Source organism: Aquimarina aggregata (assembly GCF_001632745.1).
Lineage (GTDB): Bacteria > Bacteroidota > Bacteroidia > Flavobacteriales > Flavobacteriaceae > Aquimarina > Aquimarina aggregata.
On record NZ_LQRT01000024.1, the window covers coordinates 445,269 to 460,610 of the forward strand.

Annotated in this window: 20 protein-coding genes; 4 read left to right on the forward strand and 16 right to left on the reverse strand. The window is 30.6% G+C overall.

The window, feature by feature from the left end:
* Nucleotides 1–47 precede the first annotated feature (47 nt).
* Nucleotides 48–1,703 carry a S8 family peptidase gene (locus AWE51_RS17115; protein WP_066315779.1) on the forward strand — a complete coding sequence of 552 codons (1,656 nt, stop codon included), beginning with the start codon at nt 48–50 and terminating at the stop codon, nt 1,701–1,703.
* 46 nt (nt 1,704–1,749) lie between these two features.
* Here the strand turns inward: AWE51_RS17115 and AWE51_RS17120 are convergent, their stop codons facing one another.
* From AWE51_RS17120 to AWE51_RS17150, 16 genes are all read right to left on the reverse strand, one after another.
* A complete protein-coding gene (locus AWE51_RS17120; RefSeq protein WP_066315781.1) occupies nt 1,750–2,226 on the reverse strand; it encodes a hypothetical protein in 477 nt (158 codons plus the stop codon).
* A gap of 127 nt (nt 2,227–2,353) precedes the next feature.
* Nucleotides 2,354–2,548, reverse strand: a complete 195-nt coding sequence (locus AWE51_RS17125) for a hypothetical protein (protein WP_066315785.1) — start codon at nt 2,546–2,548, stop codon at nt 2,354–2,356.
* Between the two features lie 54 nt (nt 2,549–2,602).
* Complete coding sequence (locus tag AWE51_RS26615; protein WP_157766145.1) at nt 2,603–2,761, reverse strand: hypothetical protein; 159 nt, start codon at nt 2,759–2,761, stop codon at nt 2,603–2,605.
* Between the two features lie 47 nt (nt 2,762–2,808).
* A complete protein-coding gene (locus AWE51_RS26620; protein ID WP_157766146.1) occupies nt 2,809–2,985 on the reverse strand; it encodes a bacteriocin class II family protein in 177 nt (58 codons plus the stop codon).
* 96 nt (nt 2,986–3,081) lie between these two features.
* Nucleotides 3,082–3,237 (reverse strand): hypothetical protein, encoded by a 156-nt coding sequence (locus tag AWE51_RS26625; protein WP_157766147.1) that lies wholly within the window; start codon nt 3,235–3,237, stop codon nt 3,082–3,084.
* Between the two features lie 255 nt (nt 3,238–3,492).
* Nucleotides 3,493–3,663 carry a hypothetical protein gene (locus tag AWE51_RS26630; RefSeq protein ID WP_157766148.1) on the reverse strand — a complete coding sequence of 57 codons (171 nt, stop codon included), beginning with the start codon at nt 3,661–3,663 and terminating at the stop codon, nt 3,493–3,495.
* A 206-nt stretch (nt 3,664–3,869) separates the two neighbouring features.
* On the reverse strand, nt 3,870–4,028 hold the full coding sequence (locus tag AWE51_RS26635; protein WP_157766149.1) for a hypothetical protein: 159 nt from the start codon (nt 4,026–4,028) through the stop codon (nt 3,870–3,872).
* A gap of 447 nt (nt 4,029–4,475) precedes the next feature.
* The gene (locus AWE51_RS26640; RefSeq protein ID WP_157766150.1) at nt 4,476–4,625 is read right to left on the reverse strand and encodes a hypothetical protein; all 150 of its coding nucleotides are present in this window, start codon (nt 4,623–4,625) and stop codon (nt 4,476–4,478) included.
* 34 nt (nt 4,626–4,659) lie between these two features.
* The gene (locus AWE51_RS26645; protein ID WP_157766151.1) at nt 4,660–4,830 is read right to left on the reverse strand and encodes a hypothetical protein; all 171 of its coding nucleotides are present in this window, start codon (nt 4,828–4,830) and stop codon (nt 4,660–4,662) included.
* Nucleotides 4,831–5,260: 430 nt separating this feature from the next.
* Complete coding sequence (locus tag AWE51_RS26650; RefSeq protein ID WP_157766152.1) at nt 5,261–5,410, reverse strand: hypothetical protein; 150 nt, start codon at nt 5,408–5,410, stop codon at nt 5,261–5,263.
* Between the two features lie 19 nt (nt 5,411–5,429).
* Complete coding sequence (locus AWE51_RS26655) at nt 5,430–5,576, reverse strand: hypothetical protein (RefSeq protein WP_157766153.1); 147 nt, start codon at nt 5,574–5,576, stop codon at nt 5,430–5,432.
* Nucleotides 5,577–5,899: 323 nt separating this feature from the next.
* Nucleotides 5,900–6,214: a hypothetical protein gene (locus AWE51_RS26900; protein ID WP_066315788.1), complete on the reverse strand. Its 315-nt coding sequence runs from the start codon at nt 6,212–6,214 to the stop codon at nt 5,900–5,902.
* A 69-nt stretch (nt 6,215–6,283) separates the two neighbouring features.
* On the reverse strand, nt 6,284–6,463 hold the full coding sequence (locus AWE51_RS17135; RefSeq protein ID WP_066315791.1) for a hypothetical protein: 180 nt from the start codon (nt 6,461–6,463) through the stop codon (nt 6,284–6,286).
* Nucleotides 6,464–6,484: 21 nt separating this feature from the next.
* Nucleotides 6,485–6,817 (reverse strand): hypothetical protein, encoded by a 333-nt coding sequence (locus AWE51_RS17140; RefSeq protein ID WP_066315793.1) that lies wholly within the window; start codon nt 6,815–6,817, stop codon nt 6,485–6,487.
* A gap of 30 nt (nt 6,818–6,847) precedes the next feature.
* The gene (locus AWE51_RS17145; RefSeq protein WP_066315795.1) at nt 6,848–9,031 is read right to left on the reverse strand and encodes a peptidase domain-containing ABC transporter; all 2,184 of its coding nucleotides are present in this window, start codon (nt 9,029–9,031) and stop codon (nt 6,848–6,850) included.
* A 28-nt stretch (nt 9,032–9,059) separates the two neighbouring features.
* A complete protein-coding gene (locus AWE51_RS17150; RefSeq protein ID WP_066315797.1) occupies nt 9,060–10,229 on the reverse strand; it encodes an HlyD family secretion protein in 1,170 nt (389 codons plus the stop codon).
* A 768-nt stretch (nt 10,230–10,997) separates the two neighbouring features.
* Between AWE51_RS17150 and AWE51_RS17155 the strand changes: the two genes are divergently transcribed.
* The 3 genes from AWE51_RS17155 to AWE51_RS17160 all read left to right on the forward strand — a co-directional run bounded on the left by AWE51_RS17155 (nt 10,998) and on the right by AWE51_RS17160 (nt 15,284).
* The gene (locus AWE51_RS17155; RefSeq protein ID WP_066315799.1) at nt 10,998–12,737 is read left to right on the forward strand and encodes an AraC family transcriptional regulator; all 1,740 of its coding nucleotides are present in this window, start codon (nt 10,998–11,000) and stop codon (nt 12,735–12,737) included.
* Between the two features lie 154 nt (nt 12,738–12,891).
* Nucleotides 12,892–13,065 (forward strand): hypothetical protein, encoded by a 174-nt coding sequence (locus tag AWE51_RS26660; protein ID WP_157766154.1) that lies wholly within the window; start codon nt 12,892–12,894, stop codon nt 13,063–13,065.
* Nucleotides 13,066–13,136: 71 nt separating this feature from the next.
* Nucleotides 13,137–15,284: a prolyl oligopeptidase family serine peptidase gene (locus AWE51_RS17160; protein WP_198403843.1), complete on the forward strand. Its 2,148-nt coding sequence runs from the start codon at nt 13,137–13,139 to the stop codon at nt 15,282–15,284.
* Nucleotides 15,285–15,342: the final 58 nt, after the last annotated feature.

Sequence of the window (15,342 nt, forward strand, 5' to 3'; positions counted from 1 at the left end):
AAAGGTGATGAGAGATTTAACTCATCATCTTTTTTAAATTTCCTTAAATGAAGTATAAACTTATTTATCCCTTACTTATATGCCTTCTCGGTTGTTGTTCTAAACAACGGCCAAATTATTTAGTTTTTGATACTATTACAGTATTTCAAAAGAAAAATAATAAACTTTCTGAAGACGACTTAAAAGATTGGCAGTATAAAGATATTATAACCGATACAATACCGGGGATAAGCTTAGAAAAAACATACACAAAAATATTAAATACTAAAAAAGGAGATGAAATTATTGTTGCAGTGTTGGATTCTAGGTTTGACATAGATCATGAAGACCTAAAAAACCAAATTTGGATAAATCCTGATGAGATTCCAGATAATAACATAGATGATGATAAAAACGGATATATAGATGATGTATATGGCTGGAATTTTCTGGGTAATGATCAAGGAAAAAGTATAATTTATGCAAATTATGAATATGTAAGAGTAATAAGGAGGTATAAAGAATTACATGATCAAATTCCGGAAGATACTTTCTCACAAGAATATAAAGAATATCATCAGGCATTAGAAACCTATGAAAGAGAACGTAAAAAAGCACAGTTGTTCTTGGACTATGCAATAAACGTTAATAATAAATATGTAGAGGCAAAAGCTAAAATAAAAAAATATATACCTGATGGAAATTATACTTTAGAAAACCTCAAAAAGGTAGATACTATTAATAATGATTTAGGTAAATATGTAAAAAGTATTTATGATATCATAGATTATGGGTATTCTGAATCAGATATAGAAGCACTGTTAACAAATAGAGGTATTAAAGTTCATCAACAACTTAATCTTGACTATAAAGAAAGAGCTATTCTTAATGATGATTCAAATAACCTTTCCGATACAAATTATGGAAATAATAGAATCTCAGATAACATAGATAAACTACCCCATGGAACTATTGTATCTGGTGTTATTGCCGCTACTAGAGATAATAATATTGGAATTCAAGGTATTTCTAATCATATAAAAATTATGCCAATAAGTGTATCTCCTATAGGAGATCCGCATGATAAAGATATTGCTTTAGGAATACGATATGCAGTAGATAATGGAGCAAGAATAATTAATATGAGTTTTGGAAAGCAATTTTCATTACATAAAAAATGGATTTTAGAAGCTATTAAATATGCGGCAGAAAAAGACGTTTTGATTGTTTCTTCCTCAGGAAACGGCGCATTAGATTTAGAAGAAATAAATCATAACTATTATCCAAATGATCATAATTCTGGGAAGGAAGTTGCTAGTAACTTTATTATGGTAGGTGCTATTACGAATCAAGTAGATCATACATTGCTAGCGTCTTATTCTAATTATGGTAAAAAGGATATTGATTTATTTGCCCCAGGAAGTGAAATTTATACAACTTTACCCAAAAATAAATATAAAACAGATAGTGGTACATCTATGGCATCAGCTATCGTTTCTGGCGTAGCTGCTTTAGTACGATCTTATTATCCTAAATTATCGGCAAACCAAATCAAAGAAATCTTAATGAAATCGGGAACATCTTATGCTATTAAAGTGAAGATTTCATCAAAAGATGAGAAGTCAGAAAAGATGATTCCTTTCTCAGAACTTTCAAAATCTGGTAAGGTTATTAATGCATATAATGCATTATTGTTAGCCGATAGAATATCTAATCCTAAATAATTTTAAAAGTTTGGTTTAGGTTAGATAAGGTCTAGTCTATAATAGACTAAACTTCTAAAATCAGTAATTTGTTTGTAATCACATTTTTTTTACAAAGACTGCACTTTTTTAAAAAAGTTCTCACGTTGCCTTCTTCAGGCTTATCTTTTATATCGTCTAAGAGATTTTTTCTAGTTAGTTTTCTGAGCTCAAGAGGGGCATATTTTGTTTTATAATAATAGGTATCAAAAATTGACCACTCTGGCAATAACCTTTTATTTTCTTTATAAATATGAAGCCAACTATTGTAGCCTATAAATTCGCAAAAATTTCCATTAGGCAGTATCGTAAAATGAAAAGGATCAATTTCATAATCATCCTCAATATCAGAATTGATAATAGTTTTTAGATTTTTAACACGTATTGGATTATCAGCGTAGAACAAAAGTGTTTCTAACTTATGGGTTAGATCATATGCCGTTATCTTATCTAATCCATCAAAATGTTCTATGATTTTATATAAAATCTCTTTGTCTTTTTTCATGCTATTGTAGTATTTAGGATATTTTAATGGTTATGATTTAATTGTTTCTAGTCTTATAAATTAAATTTCCCCATGTTCTGACTAGATCATGGGGAAATTAGAACTCACTAAACTCACATAATTAGCCTTATAAACTAATACTTTGCATGCCAGCACCAGTATTTACCCAATCAAATGGTTTATAGTCAAGGTCTGACACATATATATCGAATGGATTTAATCCATGAAAAATGGTTAATATAGAAGGTACATTTCCTCCTAAAGTTTTTGAAGTCTCTTGGATCTTCATTTCAGTAACACTAAAAGCGTTTAAATTATCCATATTCTTTGATTTTAAGGACCTGCCTGTAAAACAGACAGGTTTGATATTTTTTTCTTAGAAAGGAAACTGATTATCTTGGTCTCTCGGATCTCCATATGGAGGTCTTGGAAACTTAGGTTTAGGACCAACTATAATTATTGGACCTTGACCACAATCTCCGATTTGGCATCCTCCATTAATATCTTTTGTTTCTTGTTTTGATAATGTTTTCATATTCTTTGATTTTAAACCTACTTATGTGCAGTAAGGTTGGGTTTTTTTTAAAAGTTAAACGGGAACTGATTGTCTTGATCTCTTGGATCTCCAAATGGCGGTATTGGAAAATCTGGTCCGATTACAATGATTGGACCTCCAAACGGTGTTGGGCAAGGATCAACTTGACATCCACCGTTAATACTACTTAATTCGTTGTTTGATAATGTTTGTAAATTTTTCATATTTTTTGATTTTTGAACCTGTCTGTCTAGAGACAGGTTGATGAATAAAATGATTAATTAATGATGTTGATTGATGAATTGTAATTGCGTGATTTCTTATCTGTTGATAATGAATCTAATGTTGTTTAAAGCATCGAAAAGTTCTTGTAATTCTGGACAGATATAATCTTCTGTCATTGTTGAACCCCCATTGATAGTTGTAAGTTCTTGTGAGGATAAAGATGTGTACTGGTTTTTTGCTTGATATTTCATAACGCTGTATTTTTTAATTAATTAATGATGTTCTTTAATAGTACAATGATAGACCGTAGTTGTCTCATTTTTTGAGATGGATTGTTATATTTTGAATTCTAGTAGGAATTTAGATTTGAAGTATAAATGATATTAAGTATCTACAATCTGGTGTGAATGAAAAAAGGATTGATTTTTAAAACCAATCCTTTTCAAATAATAATTTTCATTCTTTTTTGATACAGAAGGGTAGGATTTACTTCTTAACCTGTACTATTAAAAGTCTCCAAGAATATGTACAACTGTATCAATTAATTGTCCTACTGGTGAAGTAGAATTATGAAATACAAGATGTAGTGCCATGAGTACAGAGTCGTCTGTGCAACCGCCATTAGTGTTTTCGATTTCGGTTTGAGTTAAACCTCTGAATGATTGTAAATTTTCCATGTTTTTTGATTTTAAATATTTTACATACTACAAAGAGAGTGTTTTGCTCACTTCATCAGTACAATAATAAAGTTGATTTATCTCATTTTTTGAGATTTTAAAGATTACCCCCAATTGCTTTTTTGAATCTTTTGTTTAAGTTTAAAATAAAAAACCTTCGGAGATTAATCTCTGAAGGTTTTTTTGGAGTAATTAAATAACGATTATTATTTCTCGTCGTCGTCATGCTTTCCACCAGAAGCATCATGATATCCTACATAAGCCGCCAAACCTGGAAGCCCAAATAGAAGCATCCATTCGTTACAACCTCCATTAATTTCTAATGTTTCTTTGTTTGATAATTCTTGAAATTCTAAATTTTTCATTTTTTTATGATTTAATGATTAATGATTTTTGTTTAAATTGTGCCTACACTATTTATTTGGTCAAATATCTATGTAAGCTTTTTTGTTGTTGTAACAATCTTGAAAGGTGTTATTGTTTCCCTTTCACAATACAATGATACAGTCTGGAGGTCTCATCTTTTGAGATTATAAGTATCTTTATCATTATTTTGAAATAAAAAAACCCTTTATCTATTAAGATAAAAGGTTTAAAAATGCATCCCGTACTATTGACTTATTTGTTAAACGGTCATATATGTATACGCTTTATATATTAATTCTGTTATAATTAACATCATTATAATTAAAGTAAATACTTGACCTATAATTTTAATCAATTTTGGAATTTCACTCTGTTTACATAGATAAAATAGACTTACTACAATAATTGGAAGTAATGTTATGTATGGCATAAGAGTGTTTATTTTATTATTTCTCGTCGTCGTGCTTTCCACCAGAAGCATCATGGTATCCTACATATGCCGCCAAACCTACAAGACCAAATAAAAGCATCCATTCGTTACAACCTCCATTAGTTTCTGTTAATTCTTTTTGTGATAATTCGATTACGTTTTTCATGATGTATATTTTTTACAATTATTAAATGATTTGATTAGTGAGTTGCATAGTAATATGCTTTTCCTGCATAATATGATACACCCATTGCTATCGTCGTTAATGCTACGGCAGCTATTATTACAGGACAATCAACACCAGCAATACCTCCTCCGTTAATTTCTAATGCTTCTTTGTTTGATAATTCTTGAAATTCTAAATTTTTCATTTTTTACGATTTAATGATTAATGATTTTTGTTTAAATTTTGCTTACACTACTTACTTCGTCAAATATGTATGTAAGCTTCTTTTTTATTGTTGTAACAATCGTGAAAAGCGTTGTTGTTCCCCTTTCATAGTACAATGATAGGGTCAGGATGTCTCATCTTTTGAGATTGTAAATGTTTTTCGTAATTTTTTAATGATAAATAAATTTTAGTGTTGTTTTTAAGGATTTAATAGATAGCCGTAAAAACAAAAAAGAGTTGAACATAAGGTCAACTCTTTTTTTAAAATAGAATGATGATTGAAATATTGAAATTTATTAAATAAGCCTTACCTAACTTAAAACTAGTATTGTGATATGTATAATACCATTCTAGAATTTGTTATTCCAAAGGCTATTATGATTTCTTTTAAAATTCAATCTTGGTAGTTCTTAATTTTGTGCGTTGTGATTTCCGATACAACTGCCTTGCTCTTCTTGTTCTGGTCGATCCAAAATAAGATCAATTATAGGTTGTATCAAATCTAGTATTCCTGTTCCGCCATTTGTTTCAACTAATTCTTTTTCGTTTAGATTTTTCATGATTTCTCTCTTTTTATAATTAATGATTATTTGAATTTCTATAATTTTCTTTTTCTTCTTCGGGTACTCCAAAAAAATAATCTGCTAAAGGTTGTAACCAGGTAGGAATAGGAAAAGGTGATCCTCCATTGATTTCTAATAACTCTTTGTTACTTAGGTTTTTCATTTTTTATGTTTTTGTGATGAATAATTTTTAACTAGAAGCGCCCTCTAAGGGGTTCTATAGTACAAGAATATGGTAAGCATGTCTCTTAAGATGAGATTTGAGATAATAGTATATCAAAAAACCCAGAAAATACTTTTCTGGGTTTTTATTCAAAAGAATTTTTCATGTTGAAATCTAATTTTATAATAATTGATGCCTATAGTTGCGTAAAACAAGATTGAAAATCAACAGTTAATTATATAGCGGATTTTTTAGTTTATCTATATCAAAAAATAAAATTATTTCTTTTAGTATGGGTGATCATTATTTAATTCTTTTGTTTGTTATGATATTTTCGCCAAATAGTGTAGTCTTTCAAAAGCACTTCCTCCATTTACAGATTTAATCTCGGTAGCATCGAGTTCTTTTGTGTAGAATCCAAACTTAAACCCTACGCTTTCTTCATACACAAAACTTTGTATGGTGAAATCGTATGTAATAGGAGCTTCTAACTCTTTCATGATATCGATCATTCTATAGGTTTGTGCTCTAGAAATCCCTAATCTAGACGCTAATTCTACAGGTGTTCCTGTAGCATGCATACGAATAAGACGATCTATTCTCTCTATAAGTTCGATTTGTTTGATGATGATGTTCATAAGTGTTCGTTTTTAATAAATAAGATGATAACTAAGAATTTTGATTGATTTTATGATGTGTTTTATAGATTATATCCAATCCATCATGTCATCATTGTCAATATAAATCTCGTAATCTTCAGAATACGATATAACGTCAGAGATAACATCTTTGAGTTCGGGATCACGTATTTCTTGTAGTAAGAATTCGTTTTCGATTTCGCCTTGTGTTAGGTCATTTTCTTTTGTTTTTGGATCATAGTTTTTCATAATTTTTATGTTTAAATGTGATTATACTATTCTTAAGCTTGGATATTTAAAATCTACAGAAGCTATTATACTTTGCGTGCCATTTGAAGATACCTCTAGTACTTCTTCTCCATAAAGTCGTCGCGTATAAAAACCATATCTAAAATTTGTCGATTTCTCAAAAACATAACTCTGCAGTTTAATATCAAATACAATAGATGCGTTTAGTTGTTTCATGGCAATTATTATTTGAAACAAAGATGTCTTTGAAATTTCTAATTTTTCGGCCAATTGATCAGGAGTTCCTGTTTCTCCTAATCGTATGAATTGATCTAATTGTTCTATGACTTCAATTTGACGTTCTATTTTTCTCATGGCCTAAGGTTTTGGTTTTAAAAAATTTAGTTAAGCAACAGCATTGATATTGGGTATTTGATCTAGTACTGGCATTTGTTTTTGCCATAACTCATAATATTTTTCCTGCCTTGCATATAATACTTCGTGATTTCCTTCTTCTACTACTTTACCTTTTTCTAGCACTACAATTTTATCGGCGTTTATGACGGTACTTAATCGATGTGCAATAATGATGATTGTTTTATCATGATCACGCAGACTTTGTACGGCTTTTTGGATATAGTTTTCTGAAGTACTATCCAGTGATGAAGTTGCTTCATCCAAGACCAAAACTTCGGGATTTTTGTACAAAGCTCTAGCAATTGCGATACGTTGTTTTTGCCCACCAGATAAGGTAGCGCCATTTTCTCCTAGATAGGTAGCAAAACTATTGGGTAACCCCTCGATAAATTCAAGAATACCTATAGCTTTACATATTGCCATAATACGATCTACATTGGGCGCAAATTCACCAACCGCGATATTATCCATTACATTCCCGGCAAAAAGATCTATTTTTTGTGGTACTACACTAACCAAATCCCTTAAACTGCTATTATCTATATGTTTTAGATCCTGTTCTCCTATAGAAATCTGTCCTTTTTGTATCGGATAGATATTTTGAAGTAAAGACATCAAGGTTGACTTACCTGATCCACTTTCTCCGATAATTGCAGTGATTTTACCTTTAGGGATCTGTAAATTAAAATCTTTAAACACTTCTACCCTTGAACCGTATCTAAAGTCTACATTAGAAAAGCTGATATTACCGATACTTTCTTTTGTTAGTTTTATTTTTTGCTCATCATCTTCACGTTCAAGATCCATGATTTCAAACAAACGATCTGCTGCAATTAATGCATTTTGAATTTGTTTGTTAGCACTAATCAAGCTAGCAACAGGACTCGTAAAATAGCCGATGATTGCATAAAATGCCATAAGCTCTCCTGCTGTAATTTCTTTTTGAATAACAAAAAAAGAACCGCTCCATAATAGGATGATAGTAAATAGTTGTGCAATTGTGCCTGTACTTGCTCCAGAAAAAACACTATTTAATGCAGATTTGTATCCAGTTTTTAATAATCCAATAAAACGTGTTTCAGTTTTAATATTAGCATAATCTTCAAGACCAAATCGTTTTATGGTTCCTACAGCATTTAAGGATTCTACCAATTGACTTTCAAGATCAGCAGATTTTTCCATAATACCTCGCTCAGTACGTTTATTTAGTTTATTGGTAACTGCGTAAATGATCGCATATATTGGAATAATGGCTAGCATAATAAGCGCAAGTTTCCAATAGTAAGTAAACATGAGACCAAATGAAAATACCAGAATCATTACATTAACTGTTAGATTTAAGGCTACGCCATTAATGAAAGCTCTAATTTTTACAGCATCCCCGATTCTTGATACGATTTCTCCAACTCGCATGGTGTCAAAGAATTGTTGAGGTAGTTTAAGTAAGTGTTTGTAATACCCTAGAATTAATCGAGAATCGATTTGTTGTCCTGTTTTGATCAAAAAAACATCTTTGTAAGCACCTACAATTAATTTTAAAACTAATAATGAGATCATGACAATACCTAATAGGTTTAGTAGTTTTGTACTGGTCCCCATAAAGACATGATCTGTTAGTTTTTGGATGTATATCGAAGTCGAAAAGCCCAATAAAGTATAAATAATAGCGCCAATAAAAGCCTGTAGCAGTACGCTTTTATGCGGTTTCAGTAAGAACCAGAATCGTTTTAATACAGAGACTTTTTCATTACCTGTTGTAAAATCTTCTTTTGGTAATAACAATACCAGTATACCTGTCCATTCTTTTGTAAATTCTTCATGCGTTTTTTTATGAAACCTGCCATCTCCCGGGTCCATGATTTTGACGTATTCCCCAGTAACTTCATAAATCACGACATAATGATGTAATTTTTCGTTTACAATCACATGGGCGATGGCAGGTAGAGGAATTTTAGATAAACTATCTAACTCCCCACGTACTCCTTTGGCTTCAAACCCGAGCTTATCGGCAGCCTCAATTAATCCTAATACATTAGTCCCTTTTTTATCGGTACTTGCAAATTGTCTGATACGAGCAATAGGCAATTGTAATTTGTAATGAGCAGATATCGATGCCAAACAAGCAGCACCGCAATCTGTAATATCGTGTTGTTTTATTTTTGTCTTTGCCATGGTATTTACAGTTTAATGATGAGTGTTACTAATTTTGAATAGATGCAATTGTTGGACTGGATGGATTTAACCAATCATCAACTTTGTCATAGAGTAATTCAAATAGCGTACGCTCGGTAAGTTGAAATCGAGCACTAAGGGTCATTCCTTTATTAAAATTTCCTTTAAAACCATTTTTGAGTTCTAGATATTTTTGATCTACAGCGCAACGCACTTTAAAAACAGGCTGATCATTAATCACGTCAACATCTTTGCTGATCTCTAGAATTTCTCCTGTGGCCAATCCCCATTGGTTATAGTTAAAAGCATCAATCTGGAAATTAACGGCTTTATCCTTACTAATCAATCCAATATCAGATGGATATATATAACACTCTGCAATCAATCCCGTATCTGGGGATATTTCTGCAAGTTGTACACCTCCGGGGATTAAACTACCTGGTTCAATACCTAATACATTTTTTAACACTCCGTCTATTGGCGCAGTAATGACTAACTCTTTTTGATTTTGTTGTAGCTGTGATACGTTACTTTCTAAATCACGAATAGCATTTTGATACTCTGTTAACGTGGCTTGCCAATTGTTACGTTGTTGTTTTCTGTATTGTTGCAATGTACTAGCCGCCAGTTGATGTTCAAAAGCACTATTTTCGTAATCTACTTTGGCAACTACTCCTTTTTTGTACAATTTTTCGTTACGTAACTCATCAACTTTTGTTTTCTCGAATCTGGTTTGTAATTCTTGTATTTTTTGAGTGAAGTACAAAAATTCTTTTTGGTAACGGGCAGATTGTATGTTGCTAAAGTTTGGTTTGCTGGTATTAATTAAATATTCACAATCGCGCATAAATTTTTTAGTTTCTACAATTTGTGTGGTAGCCCTTTTGATATTATCCTTAACCACTGTAGTATTGGTCATCATCAGAGTGTCTCCTTTTTTGACCTTTTGATTATCAACCATATTTGCATATACGACCTTACCAGATTGTAAAGGTGTTATGGCGATTCTTTCTTTACTAGGTTTAAGCATTCCTCTGGCGGTTGTATAGATATCGACCTTGATAAAGGGTAGTAAAGCCAGAGTAATAATAAATGCTAATAGTATCGTGCTGTAAATGATTTTACTTTTACTACTATGTTCAAATTGATGAACCTCTACTGTGTTTTCAATAATCTCTTTTGGAAATAACTGTTTCATAAAACTACGATTAAGCATTAAAAATTAGTGAGTACATCGTCATACAGTGATTCATTAAAAATTCGGTAAGAGATGTAATGATGTTGAGCAGTAGATGTATCATAAGATTTGATTTTAGTGATGTGAGAATAGATAAGAACTATTCGTTTTTTGATTTGATCAAATATAGCCTCGATAAAAGCGGTAAAACAAGTGAAGTCCATCTGCATTCCCGAATAACGACCCGCTATTCTAGGAATCCAGACTAAGATTTATTTATTTTAAAATATTGATTATCAGAATGTTGAAGTGTTTTTGTGATAAAATGAATTCAAAGTAGAAAACGCAATTACCTCAAAACTATTAATGAGATGGTTTTTATGAATTTAATAGATTTTGAGATTAAATAAGTAGTTTTACCTTGGTGTTTTGTTGTAGTTGATAGTTTACTTAAGACATGATCTTTATATAGTCAATAAGAATACTAAAAAGAAAATAGTATCTTTACCTCCATTACCCTAGTAATATAGTAGATTTAAAAAATTACCTCTTGAAAACGAATACATTATATACTTTTTTTCAGTCTTTTTTGAAAGTAAAACGATATTCTTCGACTGATATCACACCCAACGCTATGACTATATATAAACAAGGTATAATTATTGTGTTACTTTGCCAGATATCAAATGCTATTGTATATCAAAAACCATCAAGATTTCTAGAGCCGTTTTTTGCTGTAAATTTTGTGTTTTAAGTTGTATCCAGTAAGATAAAAGTAAGCCATCGATTATGAGAAAAGTAGCTCAGCTATTTATAAGTATTCTTTTATTACAAACTATTTCTTTGTTTGCTCAAGAAGAAATAGTTACCCTTCCGGATTCTTTAAATACTTTAAGTTATGAAGAACTTAGTGCCAAATTTTATAGGGTATTACGAGTGAACAATGAACTCGCTAGCTTATATTCCAAAGTATACTTGCAAAAAGGTAAAAATGAGAATAATAAATTAGAAACTGCCAATGGATATTCTTTAATTAGTTATAATTACCGTTCGAAGGGAGAGTTTAATAAAACACTGGTTTATCTTGATAGCGCGATAGTATTTTCTAAAGAATTAAATAATAAAAGATTTCCATTACTTTTTTATATAAATAAAGGAGTAGCATATGAGGATATGGGAGATTTTAAAAGTGCTTTAGATAATTACTTAGATGCTATAAAATTAAGCGAAAAATCTAAAAACAAACACTTAGGGTTTATAACTAAGAATAATATTGGACTTTTAAAACGAAGATTAGGAAAGTATAATGAGGCTAAAGATATTTTTAAAGAATGTCTGACATACAGAATTAATAAAAAAGAGATGTCTAGAAAAGACTCTACTGTCTATCTAGTAACATTATCATATTTGGTCAATACATACCGTCTTAATAATCAAATTGATTCAGCCCTAATTTTAAACAAAACTGGAATTGTATCTTCAAAGAATAGGGATTTAAAATATTTATTTGAATTAAATAAAAGTATACTTAATTATTACAAAGAAAATTATTTAGAGGTAGTAGAAGAAACTAATAAATTATTACCTACATTATTAAAACCTGAAAACAGATATTTTTTTCCGACAACAAATTTAATAAACACATACCTTCATCAAGGAAAGGCTTTTGAAGCTATTAATGATAAATACTCGGCTATAAAATGTTATAAAAAAATAGATTCGCTTTTTCAAGCTACCAATTACTTTATTCCAGAAACAAGAAAGATTTATGCAAAATTAATTGATCATTATAAATTTTTAGATGATAAAAACCAGCAATTATTTTATATCAATAGATTGTTATATTCTGATAGTATACTAGATAGTAGTTATAAATACTTGATTAATAAACTCAATAAAGATTATGATACGCCAGAACTTTTATTACAAAAAGAAAAATTAATTGAAAATTTAGAGGCAAAACATAATAGTTCATCTTTAAGTGTTAGTATTCTTTCCATAATTTTGAGTATTGGAGCTGTGTTTTTGATTGTGTTTTACCGAAAACAAAAACAATATCAACAACGTTTTGAAGAGTTAATTAGCGCACAAAATAGGGAATCAAAACCAAAAGAAACTCCAATACCTAAAGAGACTCCAAAATCAATTGGAATTTCGGAAGATATTGTTAACTCAATTCTTAAAAATCTTGAAGAGTTTGAACGTGAACAAGGTTTTATTGAAGCTAATATTACGACTTCTTCGTTAGCTAGTCAATTTAAAACCAACTCTAAGTATTTATCCAAAGTAATTAATACCTATAAACGAAAGAGCTTTATACACTATACGAATGACCTGCGTATAGACTTTATTATTGATAAATTAAAAAATGAAAATAAGTATAGATTATATACCATAAAAGCTTTGGCATCTGAGGCTGGTTTTAATACTACCGAAGCTTTTTCTAAATCGTTTTATAAAAAAACAGGTATTTATCCTTCCTACTTTATCAAACAGCTCGAAAAAAAGGAAGAAACCTTGAAACAGTAGTGAAGGTAATGTATCGACGAAGTCTGGATTCAGGAATACTGACCCTGTATTCAGGAATACAGAGACCAAGACCATCTTAAATCCGAGTTTTTTTTACTTTTTCTTATATATTCGCTTCATCACAAACTTATAAACTCACATAAATAAAGTAAACATGAAAAAGCTAAGGTTAAAGAAAATTAAGGTGTCTAGATTATCAAACAATCAATTATTAAAGGTACAAGGGGGATCAGAAGAAAGATGTGGAGGAGATGACGGTACTCAAAGTCGAGATGGAGGACCAATGTGTGCAAATGGTACTGGTATTGAAATAATAGCATTTTTTTAGGTGTAAATAATCGACGTTAAGATTCTTATTAAATTTTAATGCAATACAGACATATGTATAAAAAACTTTTTATGGCTCTATTATTTGTGTCGTGCTCAAATGAAGTTTTAAAGCCGCCAGTTGCAAATTCCGTTAAAGTGATTGATAATTACCACGGTTACCAAGTAGAAGATTTGTATAGGAACCTAGAGGATTTAAAGGATTCTACAGTAATTGATTGGTTTAAATCGCAAGGAGATTTTGCTTTTAATAGGCTTAAAAAGATTCCTAAGAGACAACACCTAATTGATATGCAAGATAGGTTTGATAAAATAGCTTCATATCAAATAAGTAATATTTCTAGTACATCAAATGGTTTTTATTTTTACATTAAATCGAATGCTGAAGAGAATATAGGAAAATTGTATTATCGTTCTAGTATTAATATAGAAGAAAAATTACTTTACGATCCTTCTGAGTATCAGAAGACACTCGAAGAAAAATATATTATAAACTATATACAGCCTGATTGGAAAGGAGAAAAAATAGCTGTTAGTTTATCCAAACAAGGAGAGGAGATTTCTGAAATTATTATAATTGATGTTCTAACAAAAGAGGTGTTACAGAGGATTGTGAAAAATGCAAACCCAAGTTACGGTGGTATACAATGGTTACCAGACAATTCAGGTTTTATATATGTTCATTTTCCTATTACGGACCCTAAAGATTCTCAATATAGTATACAATTGAAGTCTGTTTTATTTAGGCTAGATGGTGATCCAAAGAATTTGGAGGAAGTATTTTCAAAAAACAACAATCCAAAATTGCAATTGAAGGATGAAGATTTTCCTTTTGTACATATTAATACGGATTATGATGAGTATGTATTTGGAGAGGTAGGTGGATCATCGTCTTTTAAGCGTATGTATTTTAAGGAGACTAAACATCTCCTTTCTGAGACAAAAAAATGGGAGTTATTATATCGAAAATCAGATATGATAAAGAAAGTAGTCTTAGATGGAGAAGATTTGATTTTTTTGTCTGCAAAAAATGCTTCTAATTATAGAATTTGTAAAACTTCTATAGTTAATCCAAATTTTGAAAACCCCAAAATTTTAGTTTCTGAAAATAGTAATGAAGTAATTACAAATTTTGAAGTAACTAAAGACGGAATTTTCTTTGTTCGTGTAAAGAATGGAGTAGAGGCAAAATTATATAGTTCCATAAATGGATTGGAAGAAGAAATAAAAATACCAAATCCATCAGGAAAAATACAAATAAGTGCTGTAAACTCTGTATCTCAAAAATTGTTAGTTTCCAATTTGGGTTGGATTAAAGGAAATACTTCATATGTCTATAATACCTTAAAAAATACATTTACTAATTTCAATCTTAAATTATCAGATATAGATGAGGATTTCGAAAATTTAATAGTGAAAGAGATTGAAGTAAATTCACATGATGGAACAAAGGTACCTTTGTCGATTATTTATAAGAAAGGAATTCAAAAAAATGGTAAAAACCCTACTTTGTTTTATGGATATGGGGCATATGGTACTTCTGCGGGCCCTTTTTTTTCTACAGGTTTCCTTAGTTGGGTTGCCGAAGGAGGAATATTAGTGATTGCTCATGTAAGAGGTGGAGGAGAAAAAGGAAATGCTTGGCATAAGGCGGGATTTAAAATGACTAAGCCTAATACTTGGAAGGATATGATTGCCTGTACAGAGTATATGATTAAAGAAGGATATACTAAACCAGAAAAATCAGCAATATGGGGTACAAGTGCAGGAGGCATTATGGCTGGTAGGGCAATGACTGAACGCCCTGATTTGTATGCGGCAGTAATTTTAGTATCACCTTCTGTAAATATGGTGCGTGGAGAGTTTCAAGGTAATGGACCTAATAGTATAAAGGAGTTTGGGACTATCAAAAATCATGAAGAATTTAAGGCTTTATTAGAAATGGATTCATATCACCATATTAAAGAAGGCATAAAATATCCATCCACATTAGTTACAGCGGGATTAAACGATGGAAGAGTGGCCCCATGGATTCCTGCAAAATTTGTGGCAAAATTGCAAGCGTTTAATCGGTCTAATAATCCAATGCTTTTTGCTGTAGATTTTGAATCAGGTCATGGAGGTATGAATAATGGGGCATTAAAACTATACGAACAATATGCTAATGCACTATCATTTGCATTTTGGCAAACTGGGCATCCTGGATATCAACCAGAGTAAAATTAGTATAATACTATAATTAAAACTTCATAGCTTTATCCAAGCTATGGAGTTTATT

Bases quoted from the DNA above. Each gene is read 5' to 3' on its own strand.
- AWE51_RS17115 (WP_066315779.1), top strand. From the start codon at position 48: ATGAAGTATAAACTTATTTATCCCTTACTTATATGCCTTCTCGGTTGT.
- AWE51_RS17120 (WP_066315781.1), bottom strand. From the start codon at position 2,226: ATGAAAAAAGACAAAGAGATTTTATATAAAATCATAGAACATTTTGAT.
- AWE51_RS17125 (WP_066315785.1), bottom strand. From the start codon at position 2,548: ATGGATAATTTAAACGCTTTTAGTGTTACTGAAATGAAGATCCAAGAG.
- AWE51_RS26615 (WP_157766145.1), bottom strand. From the start codon at position 2,761: ATGAAAACATTATCAAAACAAGAAACAAAAGATATTAATGGAGGATGC.
- AWE51_RS26620 (WP_157766146.1), bottom strand. From the start codon at position 2,985: ATGAAAAATTTACAAACATTATCAAACAACGAATTAAGTAGTATTAAC.
- AWE51_RS26625 (WP_157766147.1), bottom strand. From the start codon at position 3,237: ATGAAATATCAAGCAAAAAACCAGTACACATCTTTATCCTCACAAGAA.
- AWE51_RS26630 (WP_157766148.1), bottom strand. From the start codon at position 3,663: ATGGAAAATTTACAATCATTCAGAGGTTTAACTCAAACCGAAATCGAA.
- AWE51_RS26635 (WP_157766149.1), bottom strand. From the start codon at position 4,028: ATGAAAAATTTAGAATTTCAAGAATTATCAAACAAAGAAACATTAGAA.
- AWE51_RS26640 (WP_157766150.1), bottom strand. From the start codon at position 4,625: ATGAAAAACGTAATCGAATTATCACAAAAAGAATTAACAGAAACTAAT.
- AWE51_RS26645 (WP_157766151.1), bottom strand. From the start codon at position 4,830: ATGAAAAATTTAGAATTTCAAGAATTATCAAACAAAGAAGCATTAGAA.
- AWE51_RS26650 (WP_157766152.1), bottom strand. From the start codon at position 5,410: ATGAAAAATCTAAACGAAAAAGAATTAGTTGAAACAAATGGCGGAACA.
- AWE51_RS26655 (WP_157766153.1), bottom strand. From the start codon at position 5,576: ATGAAAAACCTAAGTAACAAAGAGTTATTAGAAATCAATGGAGGATCA.
- AWE51_RS26900 (WP_066315788.1), bottom strand. From the start codon at position 6,214: ATGAACATCATCATCAAACAAATCGAACTTATAGAGAGAATAGATCGT.
- AWE51_RS17135 (WP_066315791.1), bottom strand. From the start codon at position 6,463: ATGAAAAACTATGATCCAAAAACAAAAGAAAATGACCTAACACAAGGC.
- AWE51_RS17140 (WP_066315793.1), bottom strand. From the start codon at position 6,817: ATGAGAAAAATAGAACGTCAAATTGAAGTCATAGAACAATTAGATCAA.
- AWE51_RS17145 (WP_066315795.1), bottom strand. From the start codon at position 9,031: ATGGCAAAGACAAAAATAAAACAACACGATATTACAGATTGCGGTGCT.
- AWE51_RS17150 (WP_066315797.1), bottom strand. From the start codon at position 10,229: ATGAAACAGTTATTTCCAAAAGAGATTATTGAAAACACAGTAGAGGTT.
- AWE51_RS17155 (WP_066315799.1), top strand. From the start codon at position 10,998: ATGAGAAAAGTAGCTCAGCTATTTATAAGTATTCTTTTATTACAAACT.
- AWE51_RS26660 (WP_157766154.1), top strand. From the start codon at position 12,892: ATGAAAAAGCTAAGGTTAAAGAAAATTAAGGTGTCTAGATTATCAAAC.
- AWE51_RS17160 (WP_198403843.1), top strand. From the start codon at position 13,137: ATGGCTCTATTATTTGTGTCGTGCTCAAATGAAGTTTTAAAGCCGCCA.